The organism is Epilithonimonas caeni DSM 17710 (assembly GCF_000426465.1).
GTDB classification, from domain to species: domain Bacteria; phylum Bacteroidota; class Bacteroidia; order Flavobacteriales; family Weeksellaceae; genus Epilithonimonas; species Epilithonimonas caeni.
The window spans coordinates 17913-31709 of the sequence record NZ_KE384527.1 but is presented as its reverse complement, the minus strand read 5'-3'; the positions used below and the strand labels follow the sequence as shown (position 1 = coordinate 31709).

Genomic DNA, 13797 nt, shown 5'->3' with positions numbered 1-13797 from the left:
TCAAGAATTGTAAATTAATAGTATGAAGCAAACTTATCCTTTTTATCTCAAATTATCTTGTATACTCATCAGTATTGTTGTTCTGGGATTTTTGGCCATTATTGGTGAGCAGATTTTTGTTCCGATGATTTTGGGACTGCTCGTTGCGATATTGTTGACCCCACTTTCCCGTTTTATGGAAAAGAGACTGAGGTTTCCGAGGAGTTTGTCTTCTATTGTAGCAAGTCTTTTGGCATTGGCAATTATTGGAGGTGTGATTTACGGCATCTCCATACAGGTAGCAAAATTATCGAATGATTGGCCCCAGTTCCAGAAACAGTTTATTACTTTGACGGATGATTTGCAAAGCTGGATCTCCAGAACTTTCGGAGTCAGGAGACGCGACCAGTTGGAATATCTGAATGACACGGCAAAAAGATCCATCAGTACCGGAACTGCTATTTTGGAAAGGGCATTGAGATCGATTGGTTATATCTTGATGCTGACAGGCTTTACATTTTTGTTTGCTTTATTTTTCCTTTTGTACAGAACACATCTTTTGAAATTCCTGGTCGCAAGTTTTACAGAAACACATCACAAGACAGTTTTTGAAGTGGTTCACAGCATTCAGTTTATGGTGAAAAAATATCTGGTCGGATTGTTTTTGCAGATGATCATCGTGACGATTTTGTCACTTATTGCTTATACGATTATCGGGGTCAAATATAATTTTATGCTGGCGATCATCACGGGAATTCTGAACATTCTTCCTTATATCGGGATTTTTATTGCTTTGCTGATTGGTGCTTTGATTACGTTTGCAACCTCTGGGATCAGTCACGTTTTGTTTATTGTGATCGCGATCGTTGTGATTCACGCAATTGACGGGAATATCATAATGCCAAGAGTAGTAGGGTCCAAAGTGAAGATCAATTCCCTGATCGTGATCATTGGTTTGGTCATCGGCGAGATGCTGTGGGGAATAGCAGGGATGTTTTTGACGATTCCGGTTTTGGCGATCCTGAAAATTATTTTTGATAGGGTAGAAGGTCTGCAGTCTTGGGGATTCCTAATGGGAGAAGATGATGAAGTTCCGGTTTTCAAATCGACTTTTGATAAATATTTTCAGAAGAAAAAAGCTGAACTGAAATCTAACAAAACCAGTGAAGAAAGTTAACAACCAATAACACTCTGTTATTTTTATGAGCCTTGTGTAAAAATTTGTGAACTTTGTATTTAATAAAAACTATGAAAAAAATAAGTTTCCTATTCATCCTATTATCTTTGTTTCTGAATGCTCAGACCGAAAAAGAAAATATTGCATCGATAAAAAAGTTCCAAAAAGAACTGAATGCAGAATATAAGGATCCGAAAGGATCACCTTTGCGAGGAAATAATCTGAAGCGATTTAAACAGCATCCGTTCTTCCCGATCGATCTGAAATATCGAGTTACAGCTAAGTTTGTGAAAACAGAAAACCCTGTTCCGTTCGAGTTGCCGACTTCTTCAGGAAAATTCAAACAATATCAGGAATATGGAAAAGCGACTTTCGAATTGGACGGAAAACTGTTGACATTGACTATATATCAAAGTCTGGACCTGATGAAAATGGATAAGTACAGAGATTATCTTTTCCTGCCCTTTCGCGATGAGACCAATGAAAAGGAAACTTACGGCGGTGGAAGGTATATGGATTTGAGAATTCCGGCAGGAAAAGAGATCGTCTTGGATTTCAATCGATCTTATCAGCCCTTTTGTGCCTACAACGCTTTTGATTACAATTGCCCGATCGTTCCGGAAGAAAACAGATTACCGGTCAGGATCGAGGCTGGTGTGATGTATGAGGATGTTTATCACTGATCTTCAACTTTTAACTTCTGTTAACAGCTGATTTGCACAATACTTGGAACTTTATCCTCAAATGATAAGATTATGAGCGATAAAAAATTGGCCGGACTTTGGATAGACGGCAGAAAAGCAATAGTTGTTACGAATCACGATGGGCAGGAAATTACAGAATTTGCAGTGGTTGATACCATAAAGGCAGATGTCCAGCACGGTAATTCCAGCGAAAATGCGGCAAATAATGTAGAACAGACCAATAAGGTGAAATTCTATAAGGAAATAGAAAAGATCATTACCAATAGTACAGATTTATATGTCACTGGTCCCGGGACTTCTCAGGAAGAATTAAGGAATTATCTGCTGGAGACGCCCCAATACAAGAATCTGAATATCAAATTGGGAACGGATTCTCAACTCAGTGAACAACAGGTTTTGGAAGAGGTGAGATCACATTTTCATGCCTAAGGCAAAAGCGCAGATTAATCTGCGCTTTCTTATATTCTCTCCAATTCTCCGGGATCGATCATGGTTTTGAAGGTTCCGTAATTCACGATCACTTTGTTTTTCGAGATCTTTTCAATGGTTCCTACGCTTGTACTTCCCTTGATTCGGACACGTTGACCGATTTTCATCCAGACAGCGCGTTCTGCTTTGCGTTTTTCTTCCAGCTTTTCGTTGGTCTCGGCAATTTTTTCTATGACATCTTCTTTTTTGAGCTGCTGGGTGATCTTGCGTTTCACAACCTGCAGACGTTTGCTTTCATCTTTGTCGGTACCCAGTTTCCGGAACTTTTCCTGCTCCAGGATTTTCACGAAATCCTTCACGACATCTTTTCGGGATTTGCCTTTCACATAACTATCGATAAAGGTTTCGATCTTGTTTCCGAATTGCAGTTTTCTGTGTTCTTCTTCGTAAAGTTTCTGGAAATTGAATAGCTTCTGCTGGAGCTGTTCATTCAGCTTTTGAAGATTGTCACGTTTGTCTTCTACCGAATCGCGTTTTTCCGACAGGTCGGATTTCAGTTTTTCAACTTCAAATTTTTCCTGCTGAAGTTTCACAATTGTTTTATCGAGATTTACGATGTCGTGTTCTACTTTCTTTCTCGCATTTTTGATAATGAATCTCGGGATTCTGTTCTTCTCCGCAACTTCAAAAGTGAAAGAACTTCCGGCTTGCCCGATCTCCAGCTTGTAAAGCGGTTCCAGCGTTCTTTCATCAAAAAGCATTGCAGCATTGGTAGCCGCAGGAAGCTGTTCCACGACCAATTTGATGTTCGTATAATGTGTTGTGATGATTCCGAAACTTTTCTTGTCATAGAAATATTCCATAAAACTTTCTGCCAGGGCACCACCCAATTCAGGGTCGGAGCCGGTTCCGAATTCGTCGATCAAAAGCAAGGTTTTATTGTCTGCTTCGCGGATCATTCCGGACATCTTTTTCAGTCGGGAAGAGTAGGTCGACAAATGATTTTCTATGGATTGATTATCGCCGATGTCCGTCATTATTTTCTCAAAGAAAAACATTTCGGATTTCGGATGGCAGGGAACAAGGATACCACTCTGGACCATCAGTTGCAGCAACCCGACTGTTTTCAGCGTAATGGATTTTCCACCGGCGTTTGGCCCGGAGATACAGATGATTCGGTTGTGTTCCGTTAAGGTTAGTGATTGGGGGAAGATCTCCTTGTTCTCATTTTTATTCCTGATCCAAAGCAATGGATGATAGGCCTCTTTCAGGCGTAGGGTCTGATGTCTGTTGATCTTCGGTAGGATTCCGTTGACTTTTTCGGCAAATTTGGCTTTGGCCCGGATCAGGTCCAGATCAAAAATATAAGTCTGATAATCTGAAAGCTGTACTTGGAACTCGGATAATTCTGCCGTTAACTTCCTTAGGATTTTATCGATCTCTTTTTTCTCTTCTTCCTGATTTTCTTTTAGCTTGAAATAATGTTTGACCACGCTTTCCGGCTGTATAAAAGTGATAGAACCTGTTTTGGAGATTCCTAGAACGCGGCCGTTCACTCTTTTTTTGAAACCGGATTTTACAGCTAAGACCCTTTGGTCATCAATAATGCTTTCTCGTATGTCCTCCAAAAAATCAGAGTAGGTTGCCAAAGAACGGTTGAAGTTTTCATCAACAGCCTTCCTGGCGTGCTGGATTTCGGTTCTTAATGTTTTAAGGATTGTAGATGCCTCGCTTTTGACTTCTCCGAATCGGTTGAATACTTTGTCAATCTTATCGATGATTTCTTTCCGAAACTCCAGGTCTTTTACTTCTTCCAAAAGTGTAGGGAACACTTCTGAGAGTTGTGGGAAGAATTTCTGCAGTTTCCCGATCTGTTCTGTAATTGTTTTGATTTTGATAAAAGATCTGTTCTCCAATCGGTAGTTTTCTATCAGCATCAGTTTCAGCTCCTCTTCGATGTCTTCATATTCATCAAAAGGAATGGCGTTGGAACTTTCAAAACTGGTAAGGAATTCCGATGTTTTCTTCAGCGAGATTTCTGCTTCGTCAATTTCCATCGGACAAAGTTCCATTATTTTGTCTGCCGTTTTTGGCGAGTAGGCGAAAGGGGCGATTTCCGAAAGCAGTTCCGGAAATTCTAGTTCATTGAGGTCTGCTTGATTGATATTCACGATGCAAATTTACGAATTTGGAAATTGCAAAACGACAAAATAAAAGGAACCTGCAGCTGAGTCTGCAAGTTCCTCGATTCGCAACACCATTCTAGCCCTTGGCATTGCTGCACTGAAAAATCTAATTATATGAAAAAAGTTATTTGTTCAAATTTTGGTTGCCAGGCTGAAGATCAGGTCAAGGTCATCCTTTACGACGATCATTCCGCCCATTTTTTTCGGAGGGGTGATGTTGAAATCACTGAATTTTACATTCTTCCTCCCGATCAGCTTATTGTTTTCTATATCGAACTCGATATTGTATCGCTTGCTTTGGTTCATCATTTTTACCTCTACTATTGCATTGAAGCCCTCCTGGTTTTTGACGAAGTTGATGAACTTGATGGTCATGTTGGGATACTTTTCAGCATTCAGGATCTTTTGGAAATCTTTGGTCATCATTCTGTTTCCGCAATCGAAATCTGCGACCTTTAAAACAATGTTTGGAAGGTTTTTTTCTGAAATGGTATAGACACCGCCATCATTTTTGAATTTGTTGTTGACACACTGAAACTTGTTGACATTCGTACTGCCATTGATCTTTACGAAGTTTTCCTGTGCGTTTGCCAATAACGTCATAAAACCGAAAAGCAGATATAGAAGTTTCATAGCTAGGTATTTTTTATTAAGGTCATAGGGGATTGCGGACACTTCGCTGTTGTTTGCATTTGCAGTTCTACGACGATCTCATATTTTGTTTCTTAAAAAAACAGAGGAAACCGTTGAGCTTCCTCTGCTCCTGTTAACTGATTAGAAAGAAATCACCGCTTCTGCCACGAATCCGTTGAATTTTCCATCTTTTTTGATGTTTGTCGCAGGATATCCGTCATATTTCTGGTTGACGTATTCTAATTTTGTAAGGATGTTTTTGGTCATGAACCAACCTCCGCCGATGTTGTATCTGGTAACGCTGATGTCATCTCCGCTGATCAGTTTGCCATCCACTTTATTGTATCGTCCACCGAAGTATAGATTTTCTGTGCTTCCAAATCTGTAGATAAGTTCTGCCGCATATTGGTTGTAGGTTCTTCTTTCAGTTTCTGTGAGGTTGCGTCCGGATGCAGATTCAAAGATTCCGAAGAACTCCAGTCCTTTGTATTTGATAAAAGGGTTGATCATGAAAGTTCTGAGTGTATTCTGGAAATCCGGGTCAACCATTCCGGAACGCATTTGGTCTTTAGATGTGGCTGCCGTGTTTTCCATCACAAAGTAATATCTTGATCCGGCCCTGTCTCCGTTGTAGAAGTCAAGTCTTGATGCTCTCGCGATGTTGTAGAATGATCCTGTCAGTCTCACTCTCAGGTCGTTTGTCAATTGTTTGTCATAGCCCAGTTTTCCGTAGACTCCTGCACTTGTTCCGCCTGTTGCCGTTTGGTTAAGTCTTCCGTTGGTGATACCACCCATTACGATCACACCGTTTCGTCTGTAGTAGACCTCTGCAAAAGGGAAAGTAGCATAGGCATCCATCAGGTAATTGCCAACGAAAGGGTTCATTATGGCATAGGCGTTGTCACTTCTTCTCAGTTGCGCATCACCATAGTTGATCTGATCTTGCCCTACTTTGATCGTCGCATATTTCATGATGTTCTCTGCGAATCCTTTTTTGATGAAGTCCAGCTTGTCGACTTGCAGATACCCACCTTTTACGTAGGTTTCATTGTGGTGTCTTGAAGATAGGAATGTTCTCAGGTGCATATTCACGCCGTCATACAAGGCCACATCCAGGTCTAGGTTGGCGGTTGGAAGGTTGATGTTGTTTCCGATGTCAAAAAGCTGATTCGTGTTCACTCCTGCAGAATTCAGGACAGGGGTCGCATTGTTTTCGTGTTGTATGGCTTGAAATTGCAGTGCGAATGCACCACCGACTTTCACTCTTAGATGGTCGAATGTGGTTACTGTATCTTTTGGGTTTTCAAAGACCGTCAATCCGGTTTTGTCTCTTGGTTTTAGGTTGTCCAGTTTGCCTTCCTGTGCTTGTCCAAATGTTGCTGTTAGTAAAGCTGCGATGAAGCTGGCTTTTAATAGATTTCTTTTCATGATAACAGAATATTTAATAGTTTAATAATTAATTGGTTGCGGTAACATTGATCGTGATGGTTAGGTCGTCACCGGTTTTGATGGTCCCCATCATCAATTTTGGAGGCGTAACGCCAAAGGCTGTCATTTTGATCTTGGTGCTTCCCTTGATATTGTACGTATCTCCGTTTTTGGTTACTGTCACTGGGATCTTTACTTCTTTTGTGGCATTTGTGATCGTAAGGTTTCCTGTGATCGTTGCGGTCCCGCTGGTTGGGATAGAGCTTGTGGTAAAAACAATGTCCGGGTATTTTTCTGTGTTCAACGCTTTGTAGGCATTTTTGTCCAGTCCGGATTCTTTGCTTTTCAATGAGGTGGCTTTCATGACAAATCTTACATTTGTAATGGCATTTCCGGCCACTGTTCCAGAGAATACAGATTGTTTGGATGTCATGTCCCATGCATGTAATGTAGAAGTGCCATCTATTTTGATATTAGAGCTTTGTATTGATAATTTTTGCGCATTTGTCAATTGGGTCATCAATAGAACGCCAAATGTTAAAACAGTTTTAATTAGATTTTTCGTTGTTTTCATTTTGATAAGATTTAATTGTTGTAATTGTGTATTATTCAGTTTTGATAGGTCAAAGGTATGATGATAATAAAGATAAAGCCAATTTTTTGAAATGACAAAAATCTTATTCTGTGCCCCGATTGATAAATTGATAAATAAATTAAATAATGCTTATTGATTTTGTCTTTTAACGAATTATTTTTTTATCAATAAATATTGCTTTTGCATCAAAGATTAATGAAAAAACAGAGATGATATTTGTTAGGTCGTTAAATGATGATGAAAATCAGTGTTGATGTTTTTGATATTGTATAAAAAAAGTTAAATTATTGTGGAATCAATAATTCCATATGATGGATGTCATGGTTTTCTTAACCTCTGAAGGTTATGGTATCAATAAGTCATTCTAATTGTTATTTTTGTGTATTAGACACAAAGATCAAATGCATAGTATTTTACCCTTTTTTTTGGCGATGGTCGCCATGATCGTCCTACTTAATATGTGGGCTGCCAGACTCAAGATCGCTTACCCGGTATTATTGGTTATTGGGGGATTGTTGATAAGCTTCATCCCGGGATTGCCGGTTATCAGGATAGACCCGGACCTTATCTTTTTTATCTTCCTCCCGCCATTGCTTTTCGAGGCCGCCTGGAAGATCTCATTCAAAGAGATGAAGAAATGGTGGCGCATCATCGGGAGTTTTGCATTCCTCGTGGTTTTTTTTACCGCATTATCAGTAGCATTGGTTGCTGATCATTTTATCCCGGGATTTACGGTCGCCTTGGGATTTTTGCTTGGAGGGATTGTTTCTCCGCCGGATGCCGTAAGTACCGGGGCTATCACAAGATTTGTGAGGATACCAAGGTCGTTATCTACGATCTTGGAGGGCGAGAGCCTTTTGAATGATGCTTCATCATTGATCATCTTCCGTTTTGCTTTGGTGGCGGTCGGTACTGGCCGGTTCGTTTGGGAGGATGCGGCATTGAGTTTCTTTTGGATGGTTATTGGTGGTGCTGGGGTGGGTTTGCTTCTGGCATGGTTGTTTGTTCAGGCCCATAAACTTCTTCCTACGGATGCACCTTCCGATATTGCACTTACGATCATAGAACCTTATCTGATGTACTGGGTCGCAGAGCAGTTCCACAGCTCTGGGGTGATGGCGGTTGTGAGTGGTGGATTGTTCATGTCCGCAAGGAGGCTGAAGTTTTTGAATAGCACCAGCAGGATCCATGCATATAGCGTTTGGGAGAGTTTGATATTTATTTTGAACGGCGTTGTTTTTCTGATCATAGGTTTGGAGCTTCCCGAGATCACAGACGGGCTTCGCGAGGATCGCATCCCGCTGGAGACAGCTATAGGTTATGGTGTTTTGGTAACTGCGATTCTTATAGCGGCAAGGATGATAAGTTCTTATGCGGCACTCATCGCCACTTTAATTTTCAGGCCAGGTGTACAGCCTCACGCTTCTTCCAGAACGAGACGATGGATGATGCCCCTATTGTTGGGCTGGACGGGAATGCGGGGTGTTGTTTCGTTGGCGGCGGCTTTGGCGATTCCGGTAACATTGGGCAATGGGCAGGCTTTTCCGTACCGGAATTTGATATTGTTCATCACATTTGTTGTTATCTTGCTTACACTATTGGTCCAGGGCCTTACTTTGCCATATATTATAAAACGGACCGGATTTTTTGATGATATTTATGCTGAACAGGATGAACAGTTAACCAAACGGAAAATTAAAAAAGAGCTAAAACAGCATATTCACCAATTCCTGAGATCCAAGTATGAGAACGAACTGAAGGACCATGCTGGTCTGGAAATATTTTTAAGACATTGGGAAGAACGTGCGAAAGCAGCGGACGATAGCTGGATGAATGAGCGGACGAAAGCGATTTTTATCGAAATGCTGGAAGTCCAGCGCGAATACCTTACCGAGCTGAATAAAGACCAAAAGATAAGCGAGGAGATCATTCGTCAGCAATTGTTCCAGATCGATCTGGAGGAGGAACGGTTGAGGATGATCTGAGTGGTCTTTTTTTAAGTATATGATTGGTTTGTCTTGGTTAAAATGTTTTTATTGAGACAATAGGATAGGGAAATTGTATTTTTAAAAGTTTGATACCTCATTTTTAGTTAAATAGTTATATGACTTGAAAAGTTTGGATTTGGAGAGATATTTTGAGAAAAAAATATTGGGATTTCGAGTGTTCCAGGGTTAGTTCAACAAAAATTTAATTTCTAATTTAAATTTTAATGATTTTTTTATAAAAAAAATATAGAATCATAATCAAAATATTCTCATCATATTTAAATAAATAATGATTTATTTAAATATTTTTTAAAATCAACCATCATTATTTTTTTAAAATCAAAAGTGTATCAAAGCCTTGACCCTTTTTTCTAGTGGGTTAAACGTTTGTATAAATGCGGAATGTAGTTATATTTGTAATGAACACAAATGCTAAAATGAAGAAAACTACTACCGGATTTTTTCCCAATATTGATCCCAAAGTTTATCTAAGTTTGGGGATTCTCTTATTATTAAGTTTGATCGTTTTCTCCTTTCAATATACACGACATATTGATTGTGAGAATGCGAAATTCATAATTCATTCGGATGAATTTTTGACTAACCGGGTTGTGGAATTTTATGACAATACAGAAGGCGCTAGATCCTGGGAATGGGATTTTGGAGACAGTACACTTGTGGATTTCAGACAAAGAACACTTCACCGATATAAAAGACCTGGAGACTATATTGTTAGACTGAAGATAAATGGAAATTGTGTGCATGAAAAACTGATCACAATTTCCAGCATAAGCCAGCAAACCGGCTATTTGCCTATTATCAAAAGTCCAAATGTTGTTACCGTTGGAGAACTGATTTCATTCGATGCAGATAAAGAAGATGGAGAATCCTGGGAGTGGAGTTTTGGTGAAAATGGAGGTACAGACGCTTTAGAAAGGAACCCATCTTACAAGTTCAAATCGGTTGGTGAAAAGAAAATCACGCTAATTGTAAATGGCGATGTAGAGCATACTGCCGTTAAAACAATTTATGTAGCGCCGAAAACAATTAAAGCCAAACAGAAAATCGATATAAAATCCTACGAGTTTGAGAAACCTCATGTTGCTTTTTCCCTTCCTGTAGGAACTGCCCAGAAAGACCCGTTGGTAGATATGCTGCAGTATATCCCGGTTTCTCCAAAATCTAGATCGAAAAAGGATTCTATTTCTGTAGAAAACAAAGCTCCCGAAATTTCCAATGAGCAACTCCAATTATTATTCAATCAGGTCGCAGCGCAACTCAAGACAAAAGATGATTTCAAGGATTATCTCTGCGGAAAGTATGATATTCCGGTTGTTGTTAATGATAACAGACTGATTCCTTTTGACCAGTTTTGCCAGTCAATTGCCGGGAAGAAAATAAAGATCACTGCCCTTAGAGTTAATAAAGATCAAAAAAACTGCATTCAAAACTTTAACATTCAATATAAAGTAAAGAAATACCTGATCTGGATGAAAGAATAATAATAAAACACAAATAACCACAATGAACCAGGAAGAAATTACCTACAGCCAGGAAGTTACAAAAGCGCTCAATATTGCACAGAAAATAGGTCGGGAAAATCTCAATGCCGCTTTTACAGGCGCACATTTGATCAAAGCAATGCTCAACCGGGATTTGTCTCTATTAAAACATCTGGAAAATCTTGGCGTTGATGTCTTTTATCTCGAAGAATGGGCGGATGTCCGTATCGAAGAACTGCCAAAATCTCCCAACAGATATTCTTGCGAGCCAGATGAGGTTATCGATGAGATTTTCGCGGAAGCAGACCAGATAAGAGAAATTCTAGCCGAGCATGAGATATCACTTTTCGCTGTAATGACGGCAATCAGTTCGCCTGGTGTAGCTTTCAGTTTTGACCAGATGAAAACCTTTCCGGTTACAAGGAATGAACTATTGAAAGATGTATCCTCTTTTGGGGAAGATAATATGGAAGGGACAGTAGAAACGACCAAAAAAGCAAGTAAAGGCTTTATACAAAAATATTGCATCAATACGAAGGATAAGATCAAGAAAAAAAACAAGAAAGAACTTCTTGTCGGAAGAGACACGGAAATCAACAAAATCACGGAGATTCTTTGCAGGTACAGCAAACAAAATGTGTTGATTATCGGTGACCACGGTGTTGGTAAAACAGCTCTTATCGAAGGTTTCGTGCAAAAAGTTTTATTAAAACAAATTCCCGATATCCTGAGTGGACTGGAAGTTTTTGAACTTGATATGGGAGCACTGATTGCCGGAGCTTCGTACAAAGGGGAAATCGAAGACCGCATCAAAAATATCGCTCAGGAACTGAAAGCGATTCCAAAATCTGTTCTGATTATTGAAGAAATCCATTCTTTATTCGGAAGTCACGGTTCAGATTCCGGGATTGTGAATCTTTTGAAAAGTGAGCTTTCCAATGGTCTTACCTTGATTGCAACTTCCACCATTGAAGAATATACCAAGAAAATTGAAAAAGAACAAGGTCTTGCAGGAATGTTCGAACTTCTGAAATTAGAGGAAAGCACGGACGAAATCCATTTCAGGATGTTGAAGCAAACCTTGGAAGATTATCAGATCCATCATAAAATCAGTATCGATGACCAGACCATGAAAGAGGCTATTCGTCTTTCTCAAAGGTATATGAAGGAAAAAAGCCTTCCAGCTTCTGCGATTGATTTGATTGACCACACGATGTCCGTTCTGAAAACTGCCGGAGAATCTTTCTTAAAGGAAAGAAATCATCTCGTGACAAGGATTATTCACCTCGAAGACAATACCAATAATTATCTCGAAGAAGAACGAAGAATGCACGCCGACTGGCTTTTGAAAGATTTGGTTGAGAAAACAAAATATCTTATTAGTACAGCCGATTCCGGCGAGGAAGAAAACGAACTTCCTGAGTTTAAAGATACCGACGAATTGTTGAGCTTTGCCAGAATTCTCATAGAGAAAACTGAAAACATTGCTCAGGAAAAAAGAACCCATATTACCGATTTCGATTTGGCTTTGATTATTTCGCAAAAGACAAATATCCCGATTGGTAAGCTTAAAGAAGAAGAAAAGCAGAGACTTAATGAGATGGAAGGCGTTCTTGCGAAAAGAGTTGTGGGACAAGACCATGCGATTACGATTGTTTCGGAAGCTGTTCTGGAAACACGTTCAGGATTGAGTAAAGCAGGACAACCGATTGGTTCGTTCTTTTTCCTCGGACCAACCGGAACCGGAAAGACGGAACTTGCGAAATCTTTGGCGGAGTTTCTTTTTCAGGATGAAAATGCCATTATCCGTTTCGATATGTCGGAGTTTAAGGAAGAACATTCCGCCGCGTTGCTTTACGGCGCGCCTCCGGGATATGTCGGGTATGAAGAAGGTGGACTTTTGGTAAATAAAATCAGACAAAAGCCATATTCAATTGTTCTTTTTGATGAAATAGAGAAAGCACATACTTCGGTTTTCGATGTTTTTCTTCAGATTATGGACGAAGGAAAATTGCACGACAGATTAGGGAAAGAAGGTGATTTTTCTAATGCGATCATTCTTTTCACTTCCAATATCGGTTCCGAGTTTATTGTTGAATCTTTCGGAAAAGGGGAAATTCCGCAATCGTCAAAACTATTGGAAATGATGAGTCGTTTCTTTCGTCCCGAATTTTTGGGAAGGTTGACGGAGACAATTCCTTTTGCGCCAATAAGCAAAGATAACGCACTCAAAATCTTCGAAATCCATTTAAAGAAAGAACTTTTAGACTTGGCAAAAGGACTTAATATCAATTTGAATATCACTCAGGAAGCCAAAGAATTCCTTTCCATGGAAGGTTACGACATCAAATACGGAGCAAGACCATTGAAAGGCGTAATCAGAGGAAGATTGAGAAGACCTTTAGCCAAAAAGATCGTTGCAGGAGAATTTAAAGACGGCGACGACATCGAGGTTTCCTTGAAAGAAAATGAACTGGTTTGGACGAAATTGTAGGAAAGTAAGGATTTCATAAAAACACTTGAGATGAAAAATTTGAATTACAATCATATTGCTTGTTGTGTGTTATTGGGTTTAGCCCTGGTTTCCTGCAACAGTAAAAAATACATCAAGGAAATTCCTTACAATTTCTCTTCTGATTCGTATGCGGATTCTGCAAACGGAACCAAAGCTAATGTTGATAAACAGTATTCCAATGTAGATGATAATATTGAGAAACTGAGCGACGATGAACTTAGGATTAAGGAAAAATATTCCATCATAATGGAAGTGATGCCGAAGGAAGTGACCAATTACAAACTCTATTCTTACATCGACCGTTGGATTGGAACACCCTACAAAAAGCAGTCTTTGGAAGAAAATAAGGGCGTTGACTGTTCCTATTTTGTGCAGTCTCTATATAGTGATGTTTACGGCGAAACTTTTCAGAAAACGCCGGATGGGATTTTCCGTTCAAAAGCGATTCAGCTTTTTACAGGAAGAACTTTTTTGAATGAAGGCGACATTTTATTCTTTAGATATGATAAAACGCATCCGATTTCTGATGTGGGAATTTATCTTCATAACGATAGGGTTTTGGCTTGTACAGCGACCGGACTCAACATTTATGATTTCAATGATGAATATTTCCAACTGAGATATGTTGCAGCCGGAAGATTGAAACCTAAAAATTAATGAC

At 39.5% G+C, this 13797-nt stretch carries 11 protein-coding genes; 7 read left to right on the top strand and 4 right to left on the bottom strand.

The window, feature by feature from the left end:
* Nucleotides 1-22: 22 nt before the first annotated feature.
* The 3 genes from K319_RS0115150 to K319_RS0115140 all read left to right on the top strand — a co-directional run bounded on the left by K319_RS0115150 (nucleotide 23) and on the right by K319_RS0115140 (nucleotide 2289).
* Nucleotides 23-1156, top strand: coding sequence for an AI-2E family transporter (locus K319_RS0115150; protein ID WP_027384357.1), 1134 nt, complete (start codon nucleotides 23-25; stop codon nucleotides 1154-1156).
* Between the two features lie 71 nt (nucleotides 1157-1227).
* Nucleotides 1228-1839, top strand: a complete 612-nt coding sequence (locus K319_RS0115145; protein ID WP_027384356.1) for a DUF1684 domain-containing protein — start codon at nucleotides 1228-1230, stop codon at nucleotides 1837-1839.
* Between the two features lie 72 nt (nucleotides 1840-1911).
* On the top strand, nucleotides 1912-2289 hold the full coding sequence (locus K319_RS0115140; RefSeq protein ID WP_027384355.1) for a hypothetical protein: 378 nt from the start codon (nucleotides 1912-1914) through the stop codon (nucleotides 2287-2289).
* Nucleotides 2290-2318: 29 nt separating this feature from the next.
* Here the strand turns inward: K319_RS0115140 and K319_RS0115135 are convergent, their stop codons facing one another.
* The 4 genes from K319_RS0115135 to K319_RS20585 all read right to left on the bottom strand — a co-directional run bounded on the left by K319_RS0115135 (nucleotide 2319) and on the right by K319_RS20585 (nucleotide 7110).
* Nucleotides 2319-4460 (bottom strand): endonuclease MutS2, encoded by a 2142-nt coding sequence (locus tag K319_RS0115135; protein ID WP_027384354.1) that lies wholly within the window; start codon nucleotides 4458-4460, stop codon nucleotides 2319-2321.
* A 147-nt stretch (nucleotides 4461-4607) separates the two neighbouring features.
* A complete protein-coding gene (locus tag K319_RS0115130; protein WP_027384353.1) occupies nucleotides 4608-5108 on the bottom strand; it encodes a YceI family protein in 501 nt (166 codons plus the stop codon).
* Between the two features lie 141 nt (nucleotides 5109-5249).
* The gene (locus K319_RS0115125; protein WP_027384352.1) at nucleotides 5250-6536 is read right to left on the bottom strand and encodes a hypothetical protein; all 1287 of its coding nucleotides are present in this window, start codon (nucleotides 6534-6536) and stop codon (nucleotides 5250-5252) included.
* 28 nt (nucleotides 6537-6564) lie between these two features.
* Nucleotides 6565-7110 (bottom strand): YceI family protein, encoded by a 546-nt coding sequence (locus K319_RS20585; RefSeq protein ID WP_051230743.1) that lies wholly within the window; start codon nucleotides 7108-7110, stop codon nucleotides 6565-6567.
* 422 nt (nucleotides 7111-7532) lie between these two features.
* On the opposite strand from K319_RS20585, the gene K319_RS0115115 reads away from it, so the two are divergent.
* The 4 genes from K319_RS0115115 to K319_RS0115100 all read left to right on the top strand — a co-directional run bounded on the left by K319_RS0115115 (nucleotide 7533) and on the right by K319_RS0115100 (nucleotide 13793).
* Nucleotides 7533-9116, top strand: a complete 1584-nt coding sequence (locus K319_RS0115115) for a Na+/H+ antiporter (RefSeq protein ID WP_027384351.1) — start codon at nucleotides 7533-7535, stop codon at nucleotides 9114-9116.
* Nucleotides 9117-9556: 440 nt separating this feature from the next.
* Nucleotides 9557-10621, top strand: a complete 1065-nt coding sequence (locus K319_RS0115110) for a PKD domain-containing protein (protein ID WP_027384350.1) — start codon at nucleotides 9557-9559, stop codon at nucleotides 10619-10621.
* 22 nt (nucleotides 10622-10643) lie between these two features.
* Nucleotides 10644-13115: an AAA family ATPase gene (locus K319_RS0115105; protein ID WP_027384349.1), complete on the top strand. Its 2472-nt coding sequence runs from the start codon at nucleotides 10644-10646 to the stop codon at nucleotides 13113-13115.
* Nucleotides 13116-13145: 30 nt separating this feature from the next.
* Nucleotides 13146-13793 carry a C40 family peptidase gene (locus K319_RS0115100; protein WP_027384348.1) on the top strand — a complete coding sequence of 216 codons (648 nt, stop codon included), beginning with the start codon at nucleotides 13146-13148 and terminating at the stop codon, nucleotides 13791-13793.
* Nucleotides 13794-13797 lie beyond the last annotated feature (4 nt).

Bases quoted from the DNA above. Each gene is read 5' to 3' on its own strand.
- K319_RS0115110 (WP_027384350.1), top strand. From the start codon at position 9,557: ATGAAGAAAACTACTACCGGATTTTTTCCCAATATTGATCCCAAAGTT.
- K319_RS0115105 (WP_027384349.1), top strand. From the start codon at position 10,644: ATGAACCAGGAAGAAATTACCTACAGCCAGGAAGTTACAAAAGCGCTC.
- K319_RS0115130 (WP_027384353.1), bottom strand. From the start codon at position 5,108: ATGAAACTTCTATATCTGCTTTTCGGTTTTATGACGTTATTGGCAAAC.
- K319_RS0115115 (WP_027384351.1), top strand. From the start codon at position 7,533: ATGCATAGTATTTTACCCTTTTTTTTGGCGATGGTCGCCATGATCGTC.
- K319_RS0115140 (WP_027384355.1), top strand. From the start codon at position 1,912: ATGAGCGATAAAAAATTGGCCGGACTTTGGATAGACGGCAGAAAAGCA.
- K319_RS0115125 (WP_027384352.1), bottom strand. From the start codon at position 6,536: ATGAAAAGAAATCTATTAAAAGCCAGCTTCATCGCAGCTTTACTAACA.
- K319_RS20585 (WP_051230743.1), bottom strand. From the start codon at position 7,110: ATGAAAACAACGAAAAATCTAATTAAAACTGTTTTAACATTTGGCGTT.
- K319_RS0115150 (WP_027384357.1), top strand. From the start codon at position 23: ATGAAGCAAACTTATCCTTTTTATCTCAAATTATCTTGTATACTCATC.
- K319_RS0115100 (WP_027384348.1), top strand. From the start codon at position 13,146: ATGAAAAATTTGAATTACAATCATATTGCTTGTTGTGTGTTATTGGGT.
- K319_RS0115145 (WP_027384356.1), top strand. From the start codon at position 1,228: ATGAAAAAAATAAGTTTCCTATTCATCCTATTATCTTTGTTTCTGAAT.